Consider the following 25,583-nt stretch of genomic DNA (forward strand, 5'->3'; position numbering starts at 1 on the left):
ACTCTCTCAACTTGGTTGCTCAAGCATATTTAAAAATAATGGCCAGTTAAAACTACTGCCGGGGTCTGTTTTGCGACCGGGTGCAATATCGCAGTGCCCCACAATACGCGAAGAGGTAATTTTGGGATAGCGCTGCATTATAGATTTACTTAAATTACATAACGAGGCGTACTGAGCGCGAGTATAAGCAGCTGTATCGGTGCCTTCAAGCTCAATACCAATACTGTAATTATTGCACGCAGTTTGTCCTTCATATTCAGATACGCCGGCATGCCAAGCACGCTTGTTAAATGGCACGTATTGAATCACCTCACCAGTGCGTTTAATAAAGCAATGCGCTGATACACGCAGCCCTTTTAAATCACTAAAACTTGTATGGGCATTGCAATCAATGCACCCCATAAATAAATCATCCACAAAGGGGGTACCAAACTGCCCTGCGGGGAGTGAAATATTATGAATGACCAACAAGGTAATATCTGTGTGTTCTGGGCGCTCATCATAGTGCGTGCATGCGCGCTGTTGCGCCGTTAACAACACTCCATTTAAATCTATTGCCATCACATTTATACCAAACTATTCATAACCTTGATGCTAAAGGATTTATAAAAATAATGATAGTAACCAAGCCTCATCTAGGTAGGTAGGGAATTATAAGCTGCTTATATTTTAATATTAAAGCTCTCTGCTATGCTCTAATAATTAAAAGCGCTTCTATTCATTATTTAAACATAGTAAAATTTTCTTTAATTTATTAATGCTTATGAGCTTTTAGCCATGTCTATTTCGCACACTTTACTTAGTCAACTTGTTACCCTTGCGCTCGACGAAGACTTAAACTACCAAACCGCAGCCGATGGAGATATTACCGCTCAGCTTATCCCACAAAACGAGCAAGCAAGTGCCAAAGTGATAACCCGTGAAGACTGCATATTTTGTGGAAAAGACATCATTATTGAAGTGTTCAAGCAAGTAGACCCAACAGTGCAGTTATCAGTACTGGTAAACGATGGCGACGTTGTCACTGCCAACAGCACATTATTTACAGCAAAAGGGTCCGCCCGCGCAATTTTAACCGCAGAGCGCACCGCACTTAACTTTGTACAAACGCTTTCTGGCACAGCAACAACCACAGCGCATTATGTAAAAGAGCTTAGTGGTACAACTACACAATTACTCGATACCCGCAAAACGATTCCAGGGCTAAGAGCCTTACAAAAATATGCAGTAAAATGCGGCGGTGGCGCAAACCACCGTATTGGGTTGTTTGATGCGTTTTTAATAAAAGAAAACCACATAGCAGCCTGCGGAGGTATTGAAAAAGCCGTTGCTCAGGCAAAACTAAACCACCCAAGCAAACCGGTTGAAGTTGAGGTTGAATCGCTGCAAGAGCTAAAACAAGCCATAGACGCTGGCGCCGATATAATCATGCTTGATAACTTTAGCGTTGAACAAATTAAGCAAGCCGTAATCTTAACTAACAAGCGCGCTAAATTAGAAGTGTCTGGCAATATGACGCTAGAAACACTTAAAACGTATTCACAAGCGGGTGTAGACTTTATATCTAGCGGCGCATTAACAAAAAACTTACAATCAATCGATTTATCGATGCGTTTTGAATGATGCATAGCCAAAGTAATAATTTAGTTCTACATTTAATAAATGCTAAAGCGTTGACAAGTTAAAACAAAAGTAATTTAATAGTTAAAAATAACTAATTGTAACAATTTGTTAAATTAATTAGCTGTTTTAGGAAAAGTAGCGTGCTAACAACTAAAATAAAATGATACACTTGTACTGTTTTATTATAAAAGCTCATCATAAATAATTAGATGCTTGATTTTTAGTTAATCCTAACAAGCAATCCAAGTTACTTATGACTACACTTTTTATTAGCTGCTGGTAGCAATTATTTGTATCCAGCCTATAAGCAGCCAGTTAAGTATAAAACATAGTGAATTCACGCCTAGCTTTTGTGTTTCAAACTCTAAAGCTATAGTGTAAATATAGCGCTAACCCCACAACAAAATGTGAATAGCGCAAAAGTTTATTTTAAGCAAAGCTGTAAAGTAAATCAGTTAAATTAAGTTCGGTATTTTGCCAATTAAGTGATTTAACTTACACAATCTATCCTTTAGGAGAGGAAACATGAAAACAATGACTCAAAAACAACAGGGTTTCACCCTAATTGAATTAATGATTGTAGTAGCAATCATCGGTATTCTTGCTGCGGTAGCACTGCCTGCATATTCTAGCTATCAGGCTACTTCAAAACTGACAGCTGGCCTAGCAGAAATTTCAGCTGGACGTACTGGCTTTGAAATAGAAAAGAATAACGGTGAAGCTGGCGCTCCAGCAGTTGCTGATATTGGCCTATCTGCGGCAACAGAAAATTGTGCAATAACAACAACAGCTACGAGCATTGTATGTACTATCGATAATGCTCCAACACAAGTTTCAACGGCAGTTTTGACATGGACTAGAAGCGCCGCTGGTACTTGGTCATGTGCAACTTCAGGCTTAACTGGTGACGCTACAGAGCTAGCTCCAAAAAGCTGTCCTCATTCTTAATTGATTTATGACTAGATAAAAGCGCCTGAGTGGCGCTTTTTTAATAATCATAATAAACCTATGGCTAAATCTAATTCAATAAAGTTACTTATAGTTAGTTTATTTTTCTTAAGCACTTTAGCACCATTAATTCCAACAACTTCTTACGATTACCATAATCATCAACGTATATTCCAAATAGCTTTTCTACTCAGCTTCTGCGTTCTAATGCTCATAGTTTTATTACATAAAAAAAAACCTACCTTCGCAGTTTTACTTGATAAAAAAAGTGCAATGTTTTTGTTAGTTTTTTCTCTTTGCGGTTTCTTATCATCTCTAGCTAGTCAGGAAAAAAGCTTTAGCTCTTTTTACATGCTTCACATCAGCCTACTTATTGGCGCTATGTATTATATAAGTACCGTAAACGACAGAAAATCAGTGTTATTTATTATTTATACCTTACTGATAGCCCACACGAGCTTAATTTTAATTTGCCTGCTAAACATAGTTTTTACACTAGCAGAGCAGCAACCTTTGAATCCCTATATAATCTACTCTGGCTTTATTAACATTCGCTTCTTTAATCAGGTACAGGTTTTTATTCTTCCCTTTTTAATATTACTGCTAAAATTTAAAAGTATTCAACGCATCGTATTCATTGTTTTATTTTTAAATCTATTACTAATTTTTATTGGTCAAGCTCGAGGTGCCTTGCTCTCATTTTTTATTTTTTCAGTATTTGCTCTCACATTAAAAACAACCCTAAAAAAGCAAATTTTAACCGGGCTAGTTTGCCTTGCACTTAGCTGTATCACTTTTTATATTCTAGATTCACTTAATAAAGGTGGTGCGGATATACTTCGCACATCTTCTTCAGGCCGTGTTGATTTATGGTTAAATACACTTTCAAACTTATCATGGAAACATTTTTTGATTGGTAGTGGCCCTGGTGTATTTGAAATGTCTCTCGGGAGTTCAGCACCATTTAGTCATCCCCACAACTCATTGATAGAAGTTTTAAATGAGTGGGGAGGAGTAGCACTAATTTGTATTTTAATCGTAATTTTTAATACATTGAGAAAATCTATAATACATCTAAAAAATCATAAAAAAGATATAATTACGGAGAGTATTTTTTACTCTTTTGCTATAGGTATTACGTATTCGCTATTCTCTGGTGTACATGTGATGCCAGTTTCTCAAACCTTGTTGTTTATAATGTGGGGCTTACTTATTGGCAGGCTTTATAGAAACAAGTGCAAACATATTCCTATAAATATATATGCTAGGCTATTTTTGGCGTGTGTATTCGTCCTTGCTTGGTTTTTATATTTACAAAAAGCAATAGAAATTTATAATAATATCGATCCTGATAATGGCTATATTTACGGACCAAGGTTTTGGTCCATTGGTCAACGTGCCTGATAAACAGTATATTTCTACCAAGAATCATTCGTTTAAGTTATGCTAGGTACAGAATTCTTTAATAATATTAATTCAGCTGGATCATCTCATGGCAAAAAAACAACAAGATAAAGGCCTCGATACTTTTCAGTGGGTCGGTGTAAGTGCCCGAGGGAAGAAACTTGAAGGAGAGCTCACAGGTAATAGCATTGCACTTGTTAAAGCTCAGCTAAGAAAGCAAGGCATTACACCTTCAAAAGTAAAGCGTAAACCAAAACCTTTATTTGGCATTCAAAGTGTTCAAAAAATCACCCCTAAAGATATAGCGCTTGTTACACGCCAAATCGCCACCATGCTTATGGCGGGTGTACCTCTTATACAAGCCATTGAAATGATAGGCACGGGCTCAACTAATAAAAGTGTGGGTAAACTAATGGAAACCATTGGCGATGAAGTAAAGGCAGGTCAGCCTTTATCGCAAGCGCTAAGAAAACACCCTCGTTATTTTGATGACTTATATTGCGATTTAGTCGCATCGGGCGAGCAATCAGGTGCACTTGATAAAATTTTTGATCGTGTTGCATTGTACAAAGAAAAATCTGAAGCGCTTAAATCAAAAATAAAAAAAGCAATGTTTTACCCTATATCTGTATTAGTGATAGCAGGTATTGTAACTTCTATTTTGCTAATTTTCGTAGTGCCACAATTTCAGGATATATTCTCAGGCTTTGGCGCTGAGCTCCCAGCATTTACTTTATTTGTAATCGGGATATCTGAGTTTATGCAAGCGTATTGGTGGATGATTTTAATTGCAATTGTTGGCTTTGGTTATGCGTTTAAAGAAGCCAAACTCAGAAGCTTAAAACTCAGAGATGCAACAGATAGAGCCATTTTAAAGCTCCCTGTCATTGGCATGATTTTAAATAAAGCAGCTGTTGCACGCTATGCTAGAACACTTTCCACCACTTTTGCAGCCGGTGTACCACTTGTTGATGCGCTTGACTCTGCTGCAGGTGCCTCTGGTAACGCAGTGTACCGTTATGCCATTTTAGATATAAAAGCTGAGGTAAGCTCAGGTAACCAAATGAACTGGGCCATGCGAAATTCTAAAATATTCCCTGATATGGTAATTCAAATGGTTGCCATTGGTGAAGAGTCTGGCTCGTTAGATGGCATGCTGGCAAAAGTAGCGACTATTTACGAGCAAGAGGTTGACGATGCCGTTGATGGCCTTTCAAGCCTGTTAGAACCTCTTATTATGGCCGTACTTGGTGTGCTCGTAGGCGGCTTAATTGTTGCCATGTACTTACCTATTTTCCAATTAGGTTCTGTCATTTAATTAATAAAAAATTTTACAGAAATTAAAGAGCGTCTTATTTTTATGGTTGGCGATTTAGTCTTCTCATTTGCTTTCTTTAACTTCTCTTTGTGATAATTATTTCACTTAATTTTTAGACTTTTTTTAGAATAGTTTCAGGTATATATGCAAAGTATTATTGAAGTAATGCAAAGCCAACTGTGGTTTTATTTAACCACCGTTGGCTTAGTTAGTTTATGTGTGGGTAGTTTTTTAAATGTAGTTATCTACCGTTTGCCGCTTATGATGCAGCGAGAGTGGCAAAGCGAGTGTCGGCTACTATTAGATGACGAGCTCAATACCAATCAAGCTAAACCAAAAAACACCAGCGAGCATTTTAATCTTGTAAAACCAAATTCCACCTGCCCAAAATGCAAAACGGCCATTAATCCTTGGCAAAATATTCCTATCATTAGCTGGTTAATACTTAAAGGTAAATGCGCAAGTTGTAGTAACCCTATCTCTATTCGATACCCTGCTATTGAGGCCATTACCGCTCTATTAAGTTTAGTGGTTGCTTATACCTTTGGCGCAACAGAACAAGCATTATTATACATAGTGATCACGTGGGCACTTGTGGCACTGACCTTTATTGATATAGACCACATGTTACTGCCTGACCAGCTCACTTTACCGCTTGTTTGGCTGGCACTGATTGCCGCTGTTGCCGGAATTACAATTACGCCAAGTGATGCAATTATGGGTGCCGCTTTTGGTTATTTAAGCCTATGGAGTGTTTTTTGGTTATTTAAATTGCTAACAGGCAAAGAAGGCATGGGCTATGGCGACTTTAAACTGTTAGCGTTATTTGGTGCTCTGCTAGGCTGGCAATCGTTACTCACTATAATACTGCTTTCAAGTGTTGTTGGCGCCATTATCGGTATCGCTTTATTAAGTATTCAGGGTAAAGATAAAGCAACCCCTATTCCATTTGGGCCCTACCTAGCAATTGCTGGTTGGATCACGTTACTGTGGGGTAACCAATTGCAAAGCGCGTATTTTAACTTAATTGGTTACTAATTTGAGTACGCACTAAAATGAGCAAATCTGATATTAAAACATCACCTTGGGTTCTTGGCTTAACAGGCGGTATTGGCTGTGGCAAAACGGCTGTAAGTAATATGTTTGAGCAGCTTGGCATTACAATAGTTGACGCCGACATTATTGCGCGCCAAGTCGTAAAGCCTAAAAGCGATGGTTTAAATGCCATTGTAAGAAAATTTGGGCAAAGTATTTTATTACGCGATGGCACACTAAACAGAAGCGCTTTACGTGAGCGTATTTTTACTAATACTGCCGACAAAGAGTGGCTAAATAATTTATTGCATCCACTCATTAGAAACAAAATACATAACGACCTTAGTGCCGCAAAAAGCCCATATGTAGTACTTGTAGCACCACTTTTGTTTGAAAACGGCCTAGATAAATTGTGTAATCGAACGCTACTGATTGATATACCTCAAAATGTACAAATAGAGCGCACGGCTTCGCGTGATAATGTAAGTGTTGAGCAAGTAAAAGCAATTATTGCAGCGCAAATGTCACGCGAAAACAAACAAAAAAAAGCCGATGATATTTTAAATAACGACCGCGCACTTACCGACGTTAACCACGACTTATTAACGCTACATAAACGTTATCTGCACAAGGCACAAATGCAAGCAACTTAAATTGTAAAACCGAGTCAAAACAAACTAATCTTCTATATTAATTAATAAATTTAGCCTAGATTGTGAAGAGTAATGTAATCCCCTTCTTTTTTCTGATAAATTACTCTCTCTGAAGGATTAAAAAGGTGCGCAATGAATATTAACTCACCGTTATTAAGAAAGTTTCTTACGCTTGGGCGTATTGATGCCGATACGGTAAAAGCAAAGCAGCAAGAGTTTGCCTCAACCGCTGAACTGATTTCTAAATGTGGAAAAATAGACAGTAAAGAGTTAGCAGAGCAATGTATTGATTTGTTTCGTGTTCCCTATTTTGATTTAAAAGACTTTGATCCTGCGTCTATTCCTGCCGATCTTGTAAAAGAAAAACTGATCCGCAAACACCATATTTTACCGTTGGTACAAAAAGGCCGAAAAGTGTATGTGGCAGCCTCTGATCCAACCGATTACGGCGCGTTCGAAAACTTTGAATTTAGTACCGGCCTTTCATGCGAAATAGTCGTCGTTGATTACATTCAGCTCGATAATAAAATTGAGCAATTGCTAGATGCAACCGGCAGCCTAGATTTGAGCGATGATGAGTTTAAAGAATTTGCCGACCTAGACACTGAAAGCCAAAAAGAATCAGCACCGCAAGATGACGACAAAGACGATGCCCCAATTATTGTGTACATTAATAAAATTTTAATGGACGCGATAAAAAAAGGCGCATCGGATCTACATTTTGAACCTTACGAGCATAAGTACCGAATTCGTTTTCGTATTGATGGCATCTTGCACGAAGTGGCAAGTCCACCTAATACATTAGCAACCAAGCTTTCTGCTCGTATTAAAGTAATGTCGCGACTTGATATTGCCGAAAAGCGTAAACCACAAGATGGCCGAATTAAATTAAAAATTACTGAGCGAAAAAGTATCGATTTTCGTGTCAGTACTATGCCCACGCTGTGGGGCGAAAAAATAGTAATGCGTATTCTTGATTCATCAAGCGCTATGCTAGGTATCGATGTACTTGGTTACGAAGAAGAGCAGAAAAAGTTATACATGGATGCGCTTGGTCAACCACAAGGCATGATACTCGTTACAGGTCCTACCGGGTCAGGTAAAACGGTATCGCTTTATACGGGTTTAAACATATTAAACCAACCTGAGCGAAACATTAGTACCGCAGAGGATCCGGTTGAGATAAACCTTGAAGGGATAAACCAAGTACAAATTAACCCTAAAGCCGACATGACCTTTGCTAATGCATTGCGTGCGTTTTTACGTCAAGATCCCGATGTAGTTATGGTAGGTGAAATACGTGACCTTGAAACCGCAGAAATTTCAATAAAAGCGGCGCAAACAGGTCACTTGGTTTTATCTACGTTGCATACAAATTCAGCGCCAGAAACCATTACCCGACTATTAAATATGGGCGTACCCGCCTATAACGTAGCCAGCTCAATTAGTTTAATTATTGCACAGCGATTAGCACGTCGTTTATGCCCAAAATGTAAAACGGCTGAACAATTGCCAAGCGAGGAGCTCTCTCGCCAAGGATTTAGCACAGCGCAAATTGAAGATATGACTCTATATGCACCTAAAGGGTGTGATGGCTGTACCGATGGTTACAAAGGTCGTGTAGGTATTTACGAAGTTATGCAAATCACACCAGAAATTGCACAAATAATCATGCGCGGTGGTAACTCACTAGAAATCGCTGAGGTATCATTAAAAGCCGGTTTTAATAATTTACGCCTATCGGGTTTACGTAAAGCCGCTGATGGTTTAACGTCACTTGCTGAAATAAACCGCGTAACTAATATGTAAAACTATTTAGCGCTTTGCTTACTTTAAATCCAGCAAGCGCTAATGAGTAACCTGTTGAGAGTAAAACATGCCTACTGTTGTAAATTGTCCAACCTGTAAAACAAATGTTGAGTGGTCTGAGCAAAGTCCTCACCGCCCATTTTGTTCTAAGCGTTGCCAACTCATTGATTTGGGTGAGTGGTCGTTTGAAAATAATAAAATTTCAGCGCCAATCACATCGGCTGATCAAATAAACCAAGACATGATTGAAGACATAGAAGCCATGATGGCTAAAAACGAAGACGACTTTTTTAAGTAATGTCATCTAGTTTTATATAAACAAAAGCCAGCTATATGCTGGCTTTTTAGTACTCACTTAAAAGTTAACCACAGGGTTAGTTAGCTTTTTTGCTTACGCTGCTTTTTACTTTTACGCTTTTGAATTTTAGCAAACTTTTCTTTTTGCTCTGCGTTAAGCAACTGCATTACTTGATGCTGCGTTTTTAGCTTAATTAAGGCAAACTCTTCACCTTTACTTTGGCGCTCACTTAAAAGCTCTTTTGCTGCATTTTCGTCAAATGTTGCTGCTGATAGTAGTACGTCCATTTTTGCTTTGTGCGCTTCACGCATTGCTTTACGTGCTTCTTTATCGTCGCCTCGTAAGGCTTTCATTTGCGCTTTTTGTGCGTCAAAAATAGCTTTTAGCTTAGTTTGCTGATCTTGCGTTAAATCAAGTTTTTCGGCGCCGCGTTCAGAAAGCAAAAAACGCGCTGAAGAATGCCCTTGTCTATCATGCATACCGCCTTTAGCTAGTACGCTACCTGCACCAAGTGTAGCTGTTGCTAAGCCACAAATAAGTACTAATTTTGAAAGTGTATTTACTTTAGTCATAATCATCACCTTAACTGTTGGGTTGGTTGTGGTTGGCTGTCGTGTAATTGCCTAGCCAGTGAGTTAACTATAACTAACTCAACGCAAAGTAACGCAAAGCAGTGTAAAGGTTGTGTAAAGATTCACTTTTGAGCAATTAAGGGCGTAAAATAAAGAAATGAAATATTGCCTAAGGGTTTGTAAATGAAACTATTAATGATTGACGACGATACGGGTCTTTGTGAGTTACTCAGCGAATACCTTTCAAGCCAAGGGTTTGAAATACAAAGCGTACACGACGGCGAACAAGGCCTAAAGTTAGCACAGGCAAACGACTACGCATTAATATTGCTTGATGTCATGCTACCTACGCTAGATGGCTTTGAAGTTCTAAAACAACTTAGGCAAACCAAACTCACCCCAGTTATTATGCTTACAGCTAAAGGTGAAGACTTTGATCGTATTTTTGGATTAGAGCTCGGTGCGGATGATTACATACCAAAACCATTTAATCATAGAGAGCTACTTGCCCGCGTAAAAGCGATTACACGTCGTATAGAGCATATAAACAGCTTAAATATCAACACAACTAATAAGCTGCTTGTAAATGGTGTAACTATTAACCTTGCAGCACGAGAAGCCTCTATTGATGAGAATACTCTCACGCTGACCGGCACAGAGTACGAAATACTGGCACTTTTGTGTAAAAACGCCAGCCAAGTTGTTAGTAAAGAGCAAATTAGTGAAGAAGTGCTAGGCAGGCGTTTAGCATCGTTCGACCGCTCTATTGATATGCATGTAAGTAATATCCGAAAAAAAATAGCAGAGCACATTAAAACAGAACGAATTAAAACAATGCGAGGCAGCGGTTATGTTTTCATCCAAGGCGAGTAAATCAGGCGCTTTATCTTGGCTTAAGCACCCTCGGCATTATTTATTTTTTAAAATATTTGTTTGGTTTTGGCTAACCATTATTGGCACCGTTACTGCGCTTGTTTTTTTAAGTAATATCAGTGTACTGAACTTAGTAAGTAATGAACCCTTACATGGCCCGATGGAAAAAAACCTAGCTTATACCGCAAGAAGTATTGAGCGCTCTGCATTTAAGCATAAGCGTTCGCTTGAGAGTATTCTTTCGCATCCACGCTTATCTAAACGTAAGCTTTTATATTTAAGCGCTGAGCAATCAGATATTTCTTTTACTAATAAAGAAACACCTATAAACATAGACCTAAGCCTTCTTAATTTTACCAAAAACATGTCACCGCAAATTGTTTTTACTGAGCAATATCAAGCATTTGGGCCAGTTCAATTAACCGTCCCCGAAGGAGTATTTTATTTATATGAAATAGACATAAACAATCAGCCACCTCTGTTTATACGCTTAAAGCTAATGCCCGGCTGGATTAAGGTATCTATTGCAATTATTGCCTCTTTAATTTTAAGCTTTTTGTTTAGTCGTAACTTAATTGCACCTATTAATAGCCTTAAAAAAGCGGCTATAAAACTATCTTCTGGCGATTTAAGCGCACGTGCAGCCATTTCAACTAACAGAAAAGATGAGCTAGGGGTACTTGGTCGAGACTTTAACAGTATGGCAAACCAGCTAGAACTATTAATAAGCTCACAAAAACGCTTGCTTGCTGATATATCCCATGAGTTACGTTCGCCACTTACTCGCTTAAAAATGGCAACAGGCCTTGCACAAATGCAAGCAAATGAGGCAAGTCAGTCTTATTTATTACGAATAGAAAAAGAGGCTAATCAACTCGATCAAATGATTGCTGATGTACTTCAAGTGTCTCGTTTAGAAGCAAAAAGCCAAACCCTTGCAATGCAAAAGCAATCACTAAACGTTATTGTTGAACATGTTTTAAACGATGCAAAATTTGAAGCAAAACAATATGATAAGCAGTTAACAATAACAGGCGATGCAAGCGTAACCATTAGCTGCGATGAAGCCCTGATTGCCAGCGCGCTTGAAAACCTACTTCGTAATGCCATTAAATATGCAAATAACATAATAAGTATAAAACTATCGCATGGTGATGCCGTGCATATTGAAATATGTGATGATGGCCCAGGCGTGCCAAATAACCAGCTTGATAAGCTATGTGAGCCGTTTTTTAGGCAGTCTGATGCAAGAGATAGAGTCAGTGGTGGAACCGGTTTAGGCTTAGCTATCGCAAAAAATGCAATTACAGCTCATAATGGCACCTTAGTTTTATCGAACAAAGATCAGGGCGGCTTGTGTGCTAATATCACACTGCCAATAATCAAAGAGTAAACCATGTTTTATAGTAGTGAGCGCGAGCTTAAAGGTAACCAATCAGCCATTAATGATTTTTATCAAAACACATTAGTTAAAGCGTATTTAAATACGCCTAATGGGCAGTTATTTTATGCGCATGCCCAGCCAGATAAAGCTCATGTTGCCATAGTTATTAGCTCAGGCAGAATCGAAGGGCTCGATAAATACAAAGAGTTGTTATGGGAGCTTTATACTAATAATTTTGCTGTTTTTATTGTTGACCACCAAGGACAGGGTCGCTCTTACCGCTATTTAAAAAATAAACATAAGGGCTATGTAAATAATTTTGGTGACTACAGTGCCGATCTTAATTTATTTAACACCCAAATAGTCGACACCGTTTGGCAAGGTAAAAAGCTATTAGTGAGCCACTCGATGGGAGGTGCTATTGCATTTGATTATTTGGCAAACTATGAGCATAGTTTTAGCGGTGCGTTTTTATCAGCCCCAATGTTCGATATACACACCAAAGGTATTCCAAAGCCTTTAGCCCGAATAATTGCAAGTAATGCCGTACGTCTTGGTTTTCAATTTAGCTATGCCCTTGGACAAACCGACTACACCCCAGAAGAGTTCCCTTTAAACGTATTAACAAGTTGCGAATTACGCTACAGCCTATTTAGGCAAACATATAATGAGGAGCCTTTACTACAACTTGGCGGGGTTACTTATGGGTGGCTAAATTCAACCTTTACTTTTTTATCATCAATAGATGAGCTTACTGTTGATATTCCACTTTACATTGCAAGCGCAAAAAACGATGTAGTTGTCGATAATGAAGCGCACTATAGACTAGCTAATAAGTACGCAAATATTACCCTAGAAAGCTTTGTTGACGCCAAGCACGAACTATTCTTTGAATGTGATGATGTACGCCAGCCAGTACTTAAGAGTCTGTATAAGTTTTGTGAGTCGGTGACGGCTTAGTTAAAACAGAAAGCGGGTCGAGGTGGATTAGTATATCAACCTCCGATTCAAAACGAGCACCAATCATCGCTTCAACCTCATCAGCCACAGTATGGGCTCGTATTAGACTTAAATGGTCATCAAGCTCTAAATGCATTTGAATAAACTTAATTTTCCCCCCCTGGCGAGTACGGATCCCGTGTACGCCATGCACATCGCTGTGCTCTTTAGCAATATCAAAAATGCTTTGCTTTTCATCGTCTGGGAGTTCTTTATCCATTAAATGATCGGCACTATCTCTTGCAATATCCCAACTGTTATAAAGTAAGTAACCTGCTACCCCTATTGCAAAAATAGGATCGGCATACATCATTCCGTAATAAGATAGAGCAATCGCAATTAAAACAGCAGCGTTTAAAATCAAATCACCTTTGTAATGCACCGAATCTGCTTTTATAGCAATCGATTCGGTATGCTTAATAACCTTAGTTTGTACAAAAACAATGACCAGGGTACATGCAATTGCAAAAGCACTTACCCATACACCTAATAATGAATGTGTAAGCTCTATAGGGTTAAATAAGCGCTCAACACCATGAAATGCCAGTAAACAGCCCGAGCCTGCAATAAACGCAGCTTGCCCAAGCCCTGCTAAGGCCTCGGCTTTACCGTGGCCAAACCGATGATCATCATCGGCTGGACGCAGTGCGTAACCTAAAACTAAAAAACTCATAAATGTAGCGGTAATGTCCATTAATGAGTCTGTTAAGGAGCCAAGCATTGAAGCAGAGCCTGAAGCAAGCCAGGCCCATGCCTTTGCTGCAATCATTAAACTCACCATTACCATAGTAATAATGCTAGAGGCTTTAACCCAAAATTCGTAACTGCGGTTATGCACAATTTCATCCGCTAAAAAGAGTATTCAATACCTTGAGTATATCATTTTTTTTAAGGGTTTCGTGTATACTGCATCGGTCAAATACCATTTATTAAAAGGCTAATTATGCTGGATATTGTTTTATACCAACCTGAAATTCCACCAAACACAGGGAATATTATCCGCCTTTGTGCAAATACCGGCTTTTCGCTGCATTTAATTGAGCCTTTAGGGTTTGAGTGGGACGACAAACGTGTAAAGCGTGCAGGCCTTGATTACCATGAATTCAGCCATGTTCAGCGTCATGCGTCATTTGAAGCGTATCTTGAAAAGTGCAAACCGAAAAAAGTGTATGCATGTACAACCAAAGGCAGCCAATTTCATCATGAAGCATTTTACGAAGCCGGCGACTGTCTAGTATTTGGTCCAGAAACACGCGGGCTACCCGATGAGATGATTCAAGCTCTACCAAACGAGCAGCGCGTGCGTATCCCAATGCAACCAAATAGCCGAAGCATGAACCTTTCAAACGCAGTCGCTGTATTTGTTTACGAATCATGGCGACAGCTGGGCTTTCCTAACGCGCAGTAATACACGTATTATTAAAGCTAACAAAAAACCGACATGATGTCGGTTTTTTTAGTTTGTATCACAGTAGTGAATGCTATTCTGATCGTTGCTCTCTGCCTAACAATGCCATGGCAGCAGCTTTCATATCTTTATTTTCATAAAGTACTTTGTAAATCTGTTCTGTGATAGGCATTTCAACGCCTGCACGCTGGGCAAGTAAATACACTTCTTTGGTGTTTCTAAAGCCCTCTACTACTTGGCCTATCGACTCAATTGCAGCTTCAACACTTTCACCTTTACCCAGTGCTAAACCAAAACGACGATTGCGTGACTGGTTATCGGTACAGGTTAAAATTAAATCGCCAAGGCCTGCCATTCCCATAAAGGTTTCTGGCTTTGCGCCTAGAGCGCAACCTAACCGAGTCAGCTCTGCAAGACCTCGTGTGATCAAGGCTGTGCGAGCATTGGCTCCAAAACCTACACCATCAGAAATACCCGCGCCAATAGCAATTACGTTTTTAACCGCACCACCTAGCTGTATGCCAATAAAGTCGTCATTGTTATACACACGAAATGAACGACCACAATGCAGTAAATCAGCCAATTGTTGTGCAAACTCAGGTGAGGTAGACGAAACAGAAATAGCTGTTGGTGAACCCATTGCCATTTCTTTCGCAAATGTAGGACCCGAAAGTACCGCAAGTGCGATTTCATCACCCAACTCTTGCTGCGCAACTTCTTGTAATAAACGCCCCGTATTTGGCTCAAGGCCTTTAGTCGCCCACGCGACTTTAGCATCGATTTGCAATGCAGGTTTTATTTGCGCAAGTGTGTCGCCAAATGCATGGCTTGGCACAACAACAAGCACAATAGCACTGCATGCAACTGCGCGTTGTAAATCGGCTTCTAGTACTAGAGTGTCTGGGAAGGGTGCATCTGGTAAGTAACGTTGATTTTTCCGCTCAGCTGCAAGCGTAGCAACGTCGTCGCTATTGCGTCCCCAAAGCGTCACTTTATGACCATTTCGGGCTAAACAAATAGCAAGGGCGGTGCCATAAGACCCCGCCCCCAATACAGTAACAGCTGAAGTTGCTGTACTCATAAGTTATGCGTCTGCTGTAACCTGGTCAGCTTGCGCAGTACGTTGTTGCATATACTGTGCAAACAATGCGTCAAAGTTTACTGGCGCAAGGTTTAACTGTGGGAAAGTGCCACGGTTAACTAGGTTAGATACCGCTTCACGTGCATATGGGAACAATACGTTAGGACAAAATGCACCTAGCATATGAGCAAGTTGTACTTCTTCAACCTCAGCAATAGTAAAAATACCCGCTTGTTGAATTTCACATAAAAACGCAGTTTCTTCGCCAATTGATGCTGTCACAGTTAATGCTAAAACAACTTCAAATACACCTTCGTCTAACTTGTTAGAGCGAGTATCTAGGTCGAGCTTAACTTCTGGCGTCCATTCTTTTTGAAAAATTGCCGGAGAGTTTGGCGTTTCAAACGACACATCTTTAGTGTAAATACGTTGAATAGTAAATTGTGCGCCTGCGTCTTGTGCCGCTGCTGCGTTTTGAGTTTCTTCGTTCATTGTTATTCCTAACTTGTTCGTTATTATAATTAAATTAAGCGTTAAGCTTAGCGTCAAGTTTACCTTGAGCCTCAATAGCCATCATGTCGTCACAGCCACCGATATGTTCATCATTAATAAAAATTTGCGGTACAGTGCTTGCGCCACCGGCTTTAGTAATCATTTCATCGCGAAGTTCAGGTTGTACACCAATATCAAAATTAGTGAATTCAACGCCTTTGCTTTTTAAAAGCGCCATAGCGCGCTGACAAAATGGACAATATGCCTTGGTGTATAAAACAACGTTACTCATAATAAATCCTCTATCGGTTTAGCTAAACGAGATTAGCGACCTGTTATCGTTGGTAAGCTAGCAGATTGCCATGCACCCATTCCGCCCGCTAATACATAAACCTGTTCAAAACCAGCTTTATGCATTGCTGTGGCCGTGCCTTGGGCTGTCATACCTGTAGTACATACCAATATAATGGGTTTAGTCTTGTACTTTTCAAGGCCTGAAAAGTCAGATTTTTTGGCATTTTCAGGGCTTAAGTGTTCAGCACCCGAAATACGGCCAGACGTAAACTCTTTTTGTGCTCGCATATCCACTACTTGACCATCTTCACGGTTAATAAGTAGCGTTAGTTGCTGAGGGTTTATTTGACGAATAGCTGAAAATTTACTTTTTATCCAACCACTGACAATAAGAAAAACAATACCAACCCAAGCAAGGCTTAAAATAGGGTGATTGCTTATAAATTCAATATATTGATCCATTCGACTTCCACTATAAATTACATCCTAAAACGCAATGTTTTAGACATTTTAGACTTTAGCCACGCAAGTATACCCAAACCAACTTAAAATGCGAGTTTACACAGAGTTTAAAAGGAGGAAAAACACCCCATATAAAGGTTATTAACCGCACATCAGCATCAATACGATATTCAATTAAGTGAAAAAAATTAATATGCTGTTTTGTATGCTGATTCAAGTAACAAAACACGGTATGCTAAAGCAAAACAGGTGCTAACTTTTAGGAGTGACTATGACTGAACATAAAAAACCACTGGTATTAATGATTTTAGACGGTTGGGGATATCGTGAAGACGAGCAAAGCAATGCAATACTAGCAGCGAATACCCCCGTGTTAGATAACTTATGGGCATCTCGCCCTCGCACATTAATTTCAGCATCTGGTTTTGATGTAGGTCTTCCTGATGGACAAATGGGTAATTCTGAAGTTGGGCATGTTAATTTAGGTGCAGGACGTGTTGTATACCAAGACTTTACTCGAATCACCAAAGCAATAAATGACGGTGAATTTGACTCAACCCCTGCACTTGTTGAAAACATTGATAAAGCAGTTAATGCCGGCAAAGCCGTTCATGTTATGGGGTTATTGAGCCCGGGTGGCGTTCATAGTCATGAAGATCACATTGTTGCAAGCATAGAGCTGGCTGCAAAACGCGGTGCTAAGGAAGTCTATTTTCATGCATTTTTGGATGGTCGTGATACACCACCGCGTAGTGCCAAAGCATCTATTGAACGTATAGAAGCGTTGTTTGCAAAACTTGAATGTGGTCGGCTAGCAACACTCGTTGGTCGTTATTATGCAATGGATAGAGATAACCGCTGGAATCGTGTAGAAAAAGCCTATGATGTAATGACCTCTGGCATTGGAGAATTTAACTACAGCGATGGCGTAACCGCATTAAATGCAGCTTATGAGCGCGACGAAAACGACGAGTTTGTTGCTCCTACAACCATTACACCAGCAGGTAGAGAAGCAGCGCAAATTAATGACGGCGACACCGTTATTTTTGCAAACTTTAGGGCAGACCGAGCACGTGAAATTACACGCGCCTTTGTAGAGCCTGAATTTGATGGCTTTACCAAGAAAAAATCCCCCGCTCTAAGCGCATTTGTTATGATGACAGAATATGCAGCCGATATAGACGCACCCGTTGCATTTGGCCCAACTCCTCTTACTAACGTATTAGGGGCATGGCTTGAAAAACAAGGAAAAACACAACTGCGTATTTCTGAAACAGAAAAATACGCACACGTTACCTTCTTTTTTAGCGGCGGACGTGAGGACGAATTTGAAGGTGAAACGCGTGAATTAATCCCTTCACCGCAAGTGGCTACCTACGACTTGCAACCTGAAATGAACTCAGAAATGCTAACCGATAAGCTTGTAGAAGCAATTAAAAGCGGGAAATACGACGCCATTATATGTAATTACCCTAATGGCGATATGGTTGGCCACTCAGGTGTATTTGATGCTGCTGTAAAAGCTTGTGAAGCCGTTGACACCTGTATTGGCCGTGTAGTTGATGCATTGAACGAATTTGGCGGTGAAGCGTTGATCACAGCCGATCATGGTAATGCAGAACAAATGGCTAACCTTAAAACGGGCCAAGCACATACCGCGCATACAAGTGAACCGGTGCCATTTATTTATGTTGGTCGCGATGCGACACCATCAGAAGGTAAAGCATTAAGTGATGTTGCCCCTACAATGCTGCACTTAATGGGCATGGAGCAGCCAAGTGAAATGACTGGCACACCCATCATGACGTTGAAATAACCCATGATTAAACGTGTTAACCGATACTTTAAGTGCGGCTTAATACTCGCCTCATTGGTGACTGCATCTGCAGTTGCCAATGAAGATCGCACTAAAAAAGATCTCTCACAAGTGAAACAAGCACTTGAACAAAGCCAATCTGAGTATAATCAACAACGAAAAAAAATATCTCAACTTCAAAAAAATCTTAAAAGCCATGAGCTTGAAATAGCTAAAAACGCTAAAGCACTTAATATGGCTGAGCAGTCTGTTAAAGAAACCCAGCAGCAGCAAAATCAACAACAAAAAAAAGCTGATGAACTCGATAAAAAACACATCGAATTTCAACGTATTTTAGGAGCGCAACTTAAAAGCGCTTACATGGCAGGTGGTGATGACTACTCTAAAATGTTGCTGAATCAAGAAAACACAGCGCAATTTGAGCGAACACTGAGCTATTATAATTACCTAAACAAAGCACGAATTGAACAAATTGAAGAATTAAAAGAACTTAAACAACAAATCGCGTTAAACCAAGTTGCACTCAATAAAACAAAAGAAAAGCTTTTAGCTTTATACAACGAGCAAAAAAGGCGTCAAACAGCCTTAGTAAATGCACAAAGTGAACGTCAAGCTAACCTTAGGAATCTTCAAGTTCAGCTTACGAGTACTAAAAGCTCAATCGATTACTTAAAAGAAAACCAACAAACCCTTGTTAATACAATTGAAGAATTAGAAAAAGAAAAAACAAAAAAAATAGAATTACTTGGCCTCAATAAAAATAAAGGCAAATTAAACTGGCCTAGTAAAGGTAAATTAAAACACCAATTTGGCCAGCGCAAACATGGCGGCATTGATTGGAAAGGCGTGCTAATTGGCGCTAAAGAAGGCGAAAATGTAAATAGCGTGCACAATGGACAGGTTGTATTTGCAGATTGGTTAAAAGGTTATGGTTGGGTAATTGTAGTCGATCATGGTGAAGGATTTATGAGCCTATACGGCCATGCACAAACACTACTGAGAGACGTAGGTGACATGGTACGCCAAGGCGAAACTTTAGCGTTGGTTGGCCAAAGCGGCGGACAGGCAAGTTCTGGTCTATACTTTGAAATACGACACAAAGGACGCGCAGTAAATCCCGTAAAATGGTGCAGACGTATTTAATTGAATAAACCGCTGCTCCGCTGAGGAGTAGCTGATGAAAAACAACAATGTAATACCCGCATTTAAAAAAGCAGGCTATGTTTTCAGCCTGTTTTTATTCACCTTTACTTTAGTACTTAACAATGCATTTGCCAGCTCAGTAAAAAACCTTAAAAGCCAACAAATAGATGAAATTTTATTTAACATACACGCCTATTATGTTGACGATTTAGATCTTCAAAACAGCCATTATGTGCAATACAACAACAAACAGTTTGAGCGCTTATACTCAAAGCTAGACCCCTACTCTAAATACCTTAACGAACACGAGCTCGATGCCTTATTTGATAATACCAATGGCCAATATACGGGCTTAGGTATTGAAGTAAAAAAGGTCGATACTGACATAAAAATAGTTAACGTGGTAAATAACTCACCAGCGAAAGAAGCAGGTATTTTAGCTGGCGATATTATTGTTAGTGTTAATCAAAAAACGGTCAATTTTCTCAGCGTTAGCGAAGTCGCAACTTTAATAAAAGAAAATAAATTTACAACAATTAATCTCACCGTTAAGCGAAATGAAAGCCCAGAAGTTTTGTCATTTAACGTAGCTCGTACGCAAATACAATTAGAGAGTGTAACCAGTAAAGTTTTAGAGTCCGGCATTGGCTATTTAGCTATTAATAGTTTTTCTAATCACACACTACACGAAGTTGCATTGCAAATTGCAGCGATGCAAAATAATTATGATTATCCATTATTAGGGCTTGTAATTGATTTACGTGACAACCCCGGAGGCACCCTTAAAAGTGCGATTGCGGTCTCTGATTTATTCTTAGAAAGCGGAACTATAGTAACAACGAAAGGCAGATACTTTGACGCTAACCAAGCCTTTTATGCTAAACGGGGCGACATACTCAAAGGCGCTCCAATTGTTGTGCTTATTAATGAAAATTCAGCCTCTGCGGCTGAAATTTTAGCCGGTGCCTTAAAAGACAACAACAGGGCAAAAGTGGTTGGAAGCCAATCTTTTGGAAAGGGGTCAGTGCAATCACTTATACCATTAGGTGATGGTAATACCGCTTTAAAACTCACTACCGCAAAGTATTTTACACCTTCTGGTGAATCAATAGATGGTGTTGGAATAAAGCCCGATGTGACGATTAATCAAACAACACTTCCACAAAACAATAAAGCCGTTATAATAAAAAATAAGCAAGAAAAAAATAATCAACACCAGCTTGTTAACACCTTAGCTGATTTACAGTTAGTTAAAGCAAAACAATTACTCAGTATGCAGTAATCTATTTTGTTTAAGCGTTACTGGGCATAAAAAGATAATAAAAATTATAAACGTGAATACTATTAACAGAATAATACGGATGTGGCTTTTTTTCAGTGTATGTATTGCTTGCTTTAGCGCTAATGCTAAACAAATAGCGATAGTTATTGATGATATAGGCTACCACCAAAGAGACTTAGAGTTTTTAACCTTACCAGGGCAATTGACTTATTCAATTTTGCCCCATACACCCTATTCGCAAGTTTTTGCAACACGTGCTAGCAAAGCAAATAAAGAGCTGCTTTTACATGTGCCTATGCAGGCACTTAACGGCAAAGCACTAGGGCCTGGTGCGCTTACTCTTGATATGGACAAAGCTCAACTACAACAAACGCTAGGAACAGCACTAGCAAGTTTACCGCAAGTTAGAGGTGTTAATAATCACATGGGCTCTGCATTAACTCAGCAAAGCCAAGCCATGAAATGGACAATGGAAGTACTTAAAAAGCGCGAGTTGTACTTTTTAGATAGCCGAACAACTGGCTTAAGCCAGGCACAAAATGCTGCAAACTTTTTTGGGGTTGAAAATATTGGTCGCCATGTTTTTTTGGACAACATAACAACAACAGATCAGCTTCAGTTTAGGCTCGATGAACTTAAACAAAAAGCAACAGATCACAATTTTGCCATTGCCATTGCCCACCCTTATCCTGAAACTATTGCTTTTTTACGTAAAGCCCTGCCTGAACTTACTCAACAAGGCTATGAGTTAGTACCTGTTTCTCAGTTAGTACAACGTAAATATATTCAGTTAGCGCAAGCTCAAGGGAAAACGATTAGCGCGCGATAATTAAATAAAACAAGATACTTCCTAGAATACTTGTCTACATTATTAATTTTCAACAAAAAAGCCCTGCGTTTTCATGCAGGGCTTTTAAAAATATTACGCTTTTAGAAGGTATCAGCTCATAGCGCTTTGTAACTTTTTCATTGCTGTTTTTTCTAGCTGGCGAACACGCTCAGCAGATACACTGTATTTTTCAGCAAGCTCTTGTAGTGTTGCTTTGTCATCAGACAACCAGCGCGCACTTACAATGTCTTGTGAACGTTCATCTAGTGTTTTAAGTGCACTAAACAAACGAGTATGAGACTGTTCCTGCCATTGTTGCTGCTCAATGTCATCAGCTAAATCAGCAGAACCATCCGTTAAATATTGTACCGGCGAATAAGTGCTTGTTGGTGCGTCATCGTTATCATCACCCGTTAAGTCAAAGCCCATATCTTGACCGCTCATACGAGATTCCATTTCACGCACTTCTTTTTCGCTTACACCCAGCTCACTAGCAACAGTGCTAACCTCTGCTTGGTTAAACCAGCCTAAACGCTTTTTATTTTTACGAAGATTAAAAAACAATTTACGCTGTGCTTTTGTAGTAGCTACTTTAACTATACGCCAGTTCTTAAGAACAAATTCGTGTATTTCGGCTTTAATCCAATGCACTGCAAACGATACTAAACGAACACCCACGCTTGGGTCGAAACGTTTAACCGCTTTCATCAGGCCTATATTGCCTTCTTGAATAAGGTCAGCTTGTGGCAAGCCGTATCCCGAGTAGCTTTTAGCTATATGCGCTACAAAGCGCAAATGCGACATAATGAGTTGCTTTGCAGCACTAAGATCGCCTTCTTCCTGAAGTTTTTTAGCAAGTTTTTGCTCTTCTTCAACTTTAAGCATAGGGATTGTGCTGACCGCTTGAAGGTAGCCATCCATGCTTGCGCTTTGTTGTCCAACTGTAAGTGCCATTGCGTATAAATCTTTACTCATTTTTCACCTCGGTGATAAACATTTGAAACCATCTTAGCACTCTTTATCGAAGAGTGCTAACCCCAATTTAAAACTTTTTTAAAGTATAAATCAAGCGGTTTTTTAGCGTTATTGAAGTCTACTATAAGCGACTGAATAAGCGATGAATTAAGGAATTGCGGGTGATTAACGTCAGTTTTTCACTCTATTTACAATTCATGCTTGATAAGGAGGGTAGTAGATAAATGTGACAGTTTTTATAGGACCTGAACAACCCAACCCAATAACATACGCGCTAAGCATTGAGTTAGTTCACTTGTACTAGCTTGCGTAAATGAGGAAGAGATAAACACGCTTATAAAGTTAAATGTATATTCAAAAAGTTTACTTTAAAGCGAATAAAGCACCAATAGCATAACCTATATTGCTCGCTTGATTAACAGCGAGCTATGTAGATGCATATTACACTTTGTCTGGCTCTATTTCTTTAATGTATCGATTTACAGACAAGTAAGAGCCAACAAACCCCAAGCTTGTAGCAAGTAAAACTAAAAAGCCAAATTCGCTAAGCGTTAAACCAATGAGTAAAAAGTTAGTTTGATACACACCTGCCACACTGTTTACGGCTGAAGAAAGCCACCACATCATCAATGCAACTGATATAAAAGCAAATAACCCACCAATGACGCCATACCAAATACCAGTCCACAAAAATGGTGCGTGTATAAACGTATTTGTAGCACCTACAAGTTTCATTACTTGTATCTCTTCTTTTTTATCCATAATCGATAGGCGAATAGTATTACCTATTATAAGGGTTACAGAGGTTAATAATAACAAAGTAATGGTTATTACACTTTCTTTTAGCAAGCTAAGCAATGCATTTAAGCGCTCTAACCAGGCTATATCAAGTTTGCCAAAATCAACCTCACGTTCTGCTTCTAACTTGGTCATAAGTACCTTGACGGCATTAGGCTGGCGATGCCGCTTAGTAGGTGTAACGAGCACAACATCGGGTAATGGGTTGCTATCTAAATATTCTAGCGCTTGCCCAAAACCTGACACTTCCTGAAATTCTTTTAATGCTTGCTGTTTTGAAATAAACGTTACACTCTCTACTTCAGGATATAAGGCTAGGCGCTTAACTAGCGTCGCTGTTTCTTGTTTCGTCATTGTTTGTTTTACAAATAACGATATTTCACTAGCCTCTTCAAAGCCACTACTTACTTGCTGGACATTTTTAACCACTAAGTAAAGTGTGGCAGGAAGCGTTAAGCTTAATCCAAGTACCGCAATTGTCATCATAGATGCCAGTGGTGTACGCCACATTTCACCCAGACTATGAATCCCTTGGCGAAAAATATTAACGATAAAAAAGTAGCCATTTGAAATAACTGATTTTTTTTGTTTTTCGTTTTTGTTTTGGCGGCTTTTGAACAGTAAACTCATAATGCCCCCTGCGCTAATGGATCTTCAAGCATTCTGCCATCCTTCAACGTTAAGCTCCTATACTTCATGCGTGCAACAAGGCCTAAGTCATGGGTAGCAATAAGTACGGTTGTACCATGCTTATTAAAGTCTTCAAATAATTTAAGTATTTCCATTGAGAGTTCAGGATCTAAGTTACCCGTTGGCTCATCGGCAAGTAAAATTGGCGGAGAATTTACAATAGCGCGTGCAATACCGACTCGCTGTTGCTCACCACCCGACAACATAGATGGATGACATTTAACTTTATCGATTAAACCCACTTTATCGAGCGCACCATGAACACGCTTTGCAATTTGATTACGATGAGTACCTTCGATGATCAGCGGTAGCGCGACATTATCAAATACAGTGTATCGCTCTAATAATCGATGGTTTTGAAAAATAATACCAATATCTCGGCGAGCATAAGGGATTTGTCGCGAATTAACTTTATTTAAATCAACACCATTAATAAATACGTTACCAGCAGATGGACGTTCCATTAAACTGATAAGCTTTAAAAGTGTACTTTTACCCGCACCACTATGGCCTGTCAAAAAGGCCAATTCGCCAGATTTTATATGAAAATTAACTTTTTCGAGGGCACGATGCCCCCCTGGATAGGTTTTACTTACTTGCTGAAAATTTATCATTTTTTATTATGCCAACCTCATTAAAGTGTTAATGCAATTGGTATTCCTCGCAATTAAAAAGGGAGCAAGCTCCCTTCTTGGTAAATTAAGCGTCGTCCTCATCTTGGCTAAATAATGCATCGATAAAGTCATCGCTTTTAAACGAACGCAAATCATCAATACCTTCACCAACACCAATATAACGAATTGGAATGTTAAACTTATCAGCTACAGCAAAAATAACCCCACCTTTTGCTGTACCATCAAGTTTTGACAAAGTAATACCCGTTAAACCTACACATTGGTTAAACAAGTTTACTTGGCTAATCGCATTTTGCCCTGTACCTGCATCTATTGTTAGCATCACCTCGTGCGGTGCATCAGGATCTATTTTTTTCATTACACGAGCTATTTTCTCAAGCTCTTGCATCAAATTATCTTTATTTTGCAGACGACCCGCTGTATCAGCAATTAACACATCGACATTACGCGCTTTTGCGGCCTGAAAAGCATCAAATACCACCGATGCACTATCGGCTCCGGTATGCTGTGCTATAACTGGAATACTATTGCGCTCACCCCATACTTGAAGTTGTTCAACCGCAGCAGCTCTAAAAGTGTCACCCGCAGCAAGCATGACCGACTTACCTTCATTTTGAAATTGCTTAGCGAGCTTACCAATCGTAGTTGTTTTACCAACCCCATTTACGCCTACCATTAAAATCACAAACGGTTTTTTTTCTGCTGGTATTGTTAATGGCTGTTCAGCAGTCTTTAGCATCGCTGCCATTTCTTGCTTCATTA

Annotated in this window: 27 protein-coding genes; 16 read left to right on the forward strand and 11 right to left on the reverse strand. The window is 39.4% G+C overall.

Annotated features, from left to right (window positions below):
- Positions 1-6: 6 nt before the first annotated feature.
- A complete protein-coding gene (ampD, locus tag BCG07_RS05095; RefSeq protein ID WP_286889104.1) occupies positions 7-561 on the reverse strand; it encodes a 1,6-anhydro-N-acetylmuramyl-L-alanine amidase AmpD in 555 nt (184 codons plus the stop codon).
- Between the two features lie 216 nt (positions 562-777).
- Between ampD and nadC the strand changes: the two genes are divergently transcribed.
- The 8 genes from nadC (at position 778) to yacG (ending at position 9,088) form a co-directional block, all read left to right on the forward strand.
- A complete protein-coding gene (gene nadC, locus BCG07_RS05100) occupies positions 778-1,623 on the forward strand; it encodes a carboxylating nicotinate-nucleotide diphosphorylase (RefSeq protein WP_286889068.1) in 846 nt (281 codons plus the stop codon).
- A 525-nt stretch (positions 1,624-2,148) separates the two neighbouring features.
- A complete protein-coding gene (locus BCG07_RS05105; protein WP_286889069.1) occupies positions 2,149-2,571 on the forward strand; it encodes a pilin in 423 nt (140 codons plus the stop codon).
- Between the two features lie 60 nt (positions 2,572-2,631).
- Positions 2,632-3,975 (forward strand): O-antigen ligase family protein, encoded by a 1,344-nt coding sequence (locus tag BCG07_RS05110; RefSeq protein ID WP_286889071.1) that lies wholly within the window; start codon positions 2,632-2,634, stop codon positions 3,973-3,975.
- Positions 3,976-4,063: 88 nt separating this feature from the next.
- Positions 4,064-5,293, forward strand: a complete 1,230-nt coding sequence (locus BCG07_RS05115; protein ID WP_039038010.1) for a type II secretion system F family protein — start codon at positions 4,064-4,066, stop codon at positions 5,291-5,293.
- Between the two features lie 144 nt (positions 5,294-5,437).
- Positions 5,438-6,331 carry a prepilin peptidase gene (locus BCG07_RS05120; RefSeq protein ID WP_286889074.1) on the forward strand — a complete coding sequence of 298 codons (894 nt, stop codon included), beginning with the start codon at positions 5,438-5,440 and terminating at the stop codon, positions 6,329-6,331.
- Positions 6,332-6,348: 17 nt separating this feature from the next.
- Entirely contained in the window at positions 6,349-6,981 is a 633-nt protein-coding gene (coaE, locus tag BCG07_RS05125; RefSeq protein ID WP_286889076.1) for a dephospho-CoA kinase, read from the forward strand.
- Between the two features lie 132 nt (positions 6,982-7,113).
- Positions 7,114-8,790: a type IV-A pilus assembly ATPase PilB gene (pilB, locus tag BCG07_RS05130; RefSeq protein ID WP_006794560.1), complete on the forward strand. Its 1,677-nt coding sequence runs from the start codon at positions 7,114-7,116 to the stop codon at positions 8,788-8,790.
- 67 nt (positions 8,791-8,857) lie between these two features.
- Complete coding sequence (yacG, locus tag BCG07_RS05135) at positions 8,858-9,088, forward strand: DNA gyrase inhibitor YacG (protein ID WP_006794561.1); 231 nt, start codon at positions 8,858-8,860, stop codon at positions 9,086-9,088.
- An 80-nt stretch (positions 9,089-9,168) separates the two neighbouring features.
- Here yacG and BCG07_RS05140 read toward each other — a convergent pair whose 3' ends face one another.
- Complete coding sequence (locus tag BCG07_RS05140) at positions 9,169-9,660, reverse strand: Spy/CpxP family protein refolding chaperone (RefSeq protein ID WP_286889078.1); 492 nt, start codon at positions 9,658-9,660, stop codon at positions 9,169-9,171.
- Positions 9,661-9,843: 183 nt separating this feature from the next.
- On the opposite strand from BCG07_RS05140, the gene BCG07_RS05145 reads away from it, so the two are divergent.
- From BCG07_RS05145 to BCG07_RS05155, 3 genes are read left to right on the forward strand one after another with little or no spacing between them, the layout of a single operon-like run.
- Positions 9,844-10,533: a response regulator gene (locus BCG07_RS05145; RefSeq protein ID WP_203985199.1), complete on the forward strand. Its 690-nt coding sequence runs from the start codon at positions 9,844-9,846 to the stop codon at positions 10,531-10,533.
- Complete coding sequence (locus BCG07_RS05150; RefSeq protein WP_286889081.1) at positions 10,511-11,926, forward strand: ATP-binding protein; 1,416 nt, start codon at positions 10,511-10,513, stop codon at positions 11,924-11,926. The genes BCG07_RS05145 and BCG07_RS05150 overlap by 23 nt, the downstream gene beginning before the upstream one ends.
- A gap of 3 nt (positions 11,927-11,929) precedes the next feature.
- Entirely contained in the window at positions 11,930-12,877 is a 948-nt protein-coding gene (locus BCG07_RS05155; RefSeq protein WP_286889083.1) for an alpha/beta fold hydrolase, read from the forward strand.
- Here BCG07_RS05155 and BCG07_RS05160 read toward each other — a convergent pair.
- Positions 12,837-13,754: a cation diffusion facilitator family transporter gene (locus BCG07_RS05160; protein ID WP_006794818.1), complete on the reverse strand. Its 918-nt coding sequence runs from the start codon at positions 13,752-13,754 to the stop codon at positions 12,837-12,839. The two genes, BCG07_RS05155 and BCG07_RS05160, sit on opposite strands and share 41 nt — an antisense overlap.
- A 105-nt stretch (positions 13,755-13,859) precedes the next feature.
- On the opposite strand from BCG07_RS05160, the gene trmL reads away from it, so the two are divergent.
- Positions 13,860-14,324 (forward strand): tRNA (uridine(34)/cytosine(34)/5-carboxymethylaminomethyluridine(34)-2'-O)-methyltransferase TrmL, encoded by a 465-nt coding sequence (trmL, locus tag BCG07_RS05165; protein ID WP_286889085.1) that lies wholly within the window; start codon positions 13,860-13,862, stop codon positions 14,322-14,324.
- A 73-nt stretch (positions 14,325-14,397) separates the two neighbouring features.
- Here the strand turns inward: trmL and gpsA are convergent, their stop codons facing one another.
- From gpsA to BCG07_RS05185, 4 genes are read right to left on the reverse strand one after another with little or no spacing between them, the layout of a single operon-like run.
- Positions 14,398-15,405, reverse strand: coding sequence for an NAD(P)H-dependent glycerol-3-phosphate dehydrogenase (gene gpsA / locus BCG07_RS05170; RefSeq protein WP_039038003.1), 1,008 nt, complete (start codon positions 15,403-15,405; stop codon positions 14,398-14,400).
- A gap of 3 nt (positions 15,406-15,408) precedes the next feature.
- Complete coding sequence (gene secB / locus BCG07_RS05175; RefSeq protein ID WP_006794821.1) at positions 15,409-15,897, reverse strand: protein-export chaperone SecB; 489 nt, start codon at positions 15,895-15,897, stop codon at positions 15,409-15,411.
- 34 nt (positions 15,898-15,931) lie between these two features.
- Positions 15,932-16,189 carry a glutaredoxin 3 gene (gene grxC, locus BCG07_RS05180; RefSeq protein WP_006794822.1) on the reverse strand — a complete coding sequence of 86 codons (258 nt, stop codon included), beginning with the start codon at positions 16,187-16,189 and terminating at the stop codon, positions 15,932-15,934.
- Between the two features lie 32 nt (positions 16,190-16,221).
- On the reverse strand, positions 16,222-16,653 hold the full coding sequence (locus BCG07_RS05185; protein WP_006794823.1) for a rhodanese-like domain-containing protein: 432 nt from the start codon (positions 16,651-16,653) through the stop codon (positions 16,222-16,224).
- Between the two features lie 271 nt (positions 16,654-16,924).
- Here BCG07_RS05185 and gpmM point away from each other — a divergent pair, with 271 nt between their 5' ends.
- The 4 genes from gpmM (at position 16,925) to BCG07_RS05205 (ending at position 21,723) form a co-directional block, all read left to right on the forward strand.
- Positions 16,925-18,469: a 2,3-bisphosphoglycerate-independent phosphoglycerate mutase gene (gene gpmM / locus BCG07_RS05190; RefSeq protein WP_286889090.1), complete on the forward strand. Its 1,545-nt coding sequence runs from the start codon at positions 16,925-16,927 to the stop codon at positions 18,467-18,469.
- Positions 18,470-18,472: 3 nt separating this feature from the next.
- Positions 18,473-19,612, forward strand: coding sequence for a murein hydrolase activator EnvC family protein (locus BCG07_RS05195; protein ID WP_286889091.1), 1,140 nt, complete (start codon positions 18,473-18,475; stop codon positions 19,610-19,612).
- A gap of 34 nt (positions 19,613-19,646) precedes the next feature.
- Positions 19,647-20,894 carry a S41 family peptidase gene (locus tag BCG07_RS05200; RefSeq protein ID WP_286889092.1) on the forward strand — a complete coding sequence of 416 codons (1,248 nt, stop codon included), beginning with the start codon at positions 19,647-19,649 and terminating at the stop codon, positions 20,892-20,894.
- A gap of 79 nt (positions 20,895-20,973) precedes the next feature.
- Positions 20,974-21,723 carry a divergent polysaccharide deacetylase family protein gene (locus BCG07_RS05205; protein WP_286889094.1) on the forward strand — a complete coding sequence of 250 codons (750 nt, stop codon included), beginning with the start codon at positions 20,974-20,976 and terminating at the stop codon, positions 21,721-21,723.
- Positions 21,724-21,834: 111 nt separating this feature from the next.
- Here the strand turns inward: BCG07_RS05205 and rpoH are convergent, their stop codons facing one another.
- From rpoH to ftsY, 4 genes are all read right to left on the reverse strand, one after another.
- A complete protein-coding gene (gene rpoH / locus BCG07_RS05210) occupies positions 21,835-22,698 on the reverse strand; it encodes an RNA polymerase sigma factor RpoH (RefSeq protein ID WP_286889096.1) in 864 nt (287 codons plus the stop codon).
- Positions 22,699-23,139: 441 nt separating this feature from the next.
- On the reverse strand, positions 23,140-24,126 hold the full coding sequence (ftsX, locus tag BCG07_RS05215; RefSeq protein ID WP_286889098.1) for a permease-like cell division protein FtsX: 987 nt from the start codon (positions 24,124-24,126) through the stop codon (positions 23,140-23,142).
- Positions 24,123-24,800, reverse strand: a complete 678-nt coding sequence (ftsE, locus tag BCG07_RS05220; protein WP_286889100.1) for a cell division ATP-binding protein FtsE — start codon at positions 24,798-24,800, stop codon at positions 24,123-24,125. The genes ftsX and ftsE overlap by 4 nt, the downstream gene beginning before the upstream one ends.
- Before the next feature lie 85 nt (positions 24,801-24,885).
- The coding region (gene ftsY, locus BCG07_RS05225) for a signal recognition particle-docking protein FtsY (RefSeq protein ID WP_286889102.1) at positions 24,886-25,583 on the reverse strand (698 nt) is incomplete at its 5' end.

This window comes from Pseudoalteromonas sp. ESRF-bin5, assembly GCF_002632075.1.
In the GTDB taxonomy this organism is placed as follows: domain Bacteria; phylum Pseudomonadota; class Gammaproteobacteria; order Enterobacterales; family Alteromonadaceae; genus Pseudoalteromonas; species Pseudoalteromonas marina.

Bases quoted from the DNA above. Each gene is read 5' to 3' on its own strand.
- ampD (WP_286889104.1), bottom strand. From the start codon at position 561: ATGGCAATAGATTTAAATGGAGTGTTGTTAACGGCGCAACAGCGCGCA.
- nadC (WP_286889068.1), top strand. From the start codon at position 778: ATGTCTATTTCGCACACTTTACTTAGTCAACTTGTTACCCTTGCGCTC.
- BCG07_RS05105 (WP_286889069.1), top strand. From the start codon at position 2,149: ATGAAAACAATGACTCAAAAACAACAGGGTTTCACCCTAATTGAATTA.
- BCG07_RS05110 (WP_286889071.1), top strand. From the start codon at position 2,632: ATGGCTAAATCTAATTCAATAAAGTTACTTATAGTTAGTTTATTTTTC.
- BCG07_RS05115 (WP_039038010.1), top strand. From the start codon at position 4,064: ATGGCAAAAAAACAACAAGATAAAGGCCTCGATACTTTTCAGTGGGTC.
- BCG07_RS05120 (WP_286889074.1), top strand. From the start codon at position 5,438: ATGCAAAGTATTATTGAAGTAATGCAAAGCCAACTGTGGTTTTATTTA.
- coaE (WP_286889076.1), top strand. From the start codon at position 6,349: ATGAGCAAATCTGATATTAAAACATCACCTTGGGTTCTTGGCTTAACA.
- pilB (WP_006794560.1), top strand. From the start codon at position 7,114: ATGAATATTAACTCACCGTTATTAAGAAAGTTTCTTACGCTTGGGCGT.
- yacG (WP_006794561.1), top strand. From the start codon at position 8,858: ATGCCTACTGTTGTAAATTGTCCAACCTGTAAAACAAATGTTGAGTGG.
- BCG07_RS05140 (WP_286889078.1), bottom strand. From the start codon at position 9,660: ATGACTAAAGTAAATACACTTTCAAAATTAGTACTTATTTGTGGCTTA.
- BCG07_RS05145 (WP_203985199.1), top strand. From the start codon at position 9,844: ATGAAACTATTAATGATTGACGACGATACGGGTCTTTGTGAGTTACTC.
- BCG07_RS05150 (WP_286889081.1), top strand. From the start codon at position 10,511: ATGTTTTCATCCAAGGCGAGTAAATCAGGCGCTTTATCTTGGCTTAAG.
- BCG07_RS05155 (WP_286889083.1), top strand. From the start codon at position 11,930: ATGTTTTATAGTAGTGAGCGCGAGCTTAAAGGTAACCAATCAGCCATT.
- trmL (WP_286889085.1), top strand. From the start codon at position 13,860: ATGCTGGATATTGTTTTATACCAACCTGAAATTCCACCAAACACAGGG.
- gpsA (WP_039038003.1), bottom strand. From the start codon at position 15,405: ATGAGTACAGCAACTTCAGCTGTTACTGTATTGGGGGCGGGGTCTTAT.
- secB (WP_006794821.1), bottom strand. From the start codon at position 15,897: ATGAACGAAGAAACTCAAAACGCAGCAGCGGCACAAGACGCAGGCGCA.
- grxC (WP_006794822.1), bottom strand. From the start codon at position 16,189: ATGAGTAACGTTGTTTTATACACCAAGGCATATTGTCCATTTTGTCAG.
- BCG07_RS05185 (WP_006794823.1), bottom strand. From the start codon at position 16,653: ATGGATCAATATATTGAATTTATAAGCAATCACCCTATTTTAAGCCTT.
- gpmM (WP_286889090.1), top strand. From the start codon at position 16,925: ATGACTGAACATAAAAAACCACTGGTATTAATGATTTTAGACGGTTGG.
- BCG07_RS05195 (WP_286889091.1), top strand. From the start codon at position 18,473: ATGATTAAACGTGTTAACCGATACTTTAAGTGCGGCTTAATACTCGCC.
- BCG07_RS05200 (WP_286889092.1), top strand. From the start codon at position 19,647: ATGAAAAACAACAATGTAATACCCGCATTTAAAAAAGCAGGCTATGTT.
- BCG07_RS05205 (WP_286889094.1), top strand. From the start codon at position 20,974: ATGTGGCTTTTTTTCAGTGTATGTATTGCTTGCTTTAGCGCTAATGCT.
- rpoH (WP_286889096.1), bottom strand. From the start codon at position 22,698: ATGAGTAAAGATTTATACGCAATGGCACTTACAGTTGGACAACAAAGC.
- ftsX (WP_286889098.1), bottom strand. From the start codon at position 24,126: ATGAGTTTACTGTTCAAAAGCCGCCAAAACAAAAACGAAAAACAAAAA.
- ftsE (WP_286889100.1), bottom strand. From the start codon at position 24,800: ATGATAAATTTTCAGCAAGTAAGTAAAACCTATCCAGGGGGGCATCGT.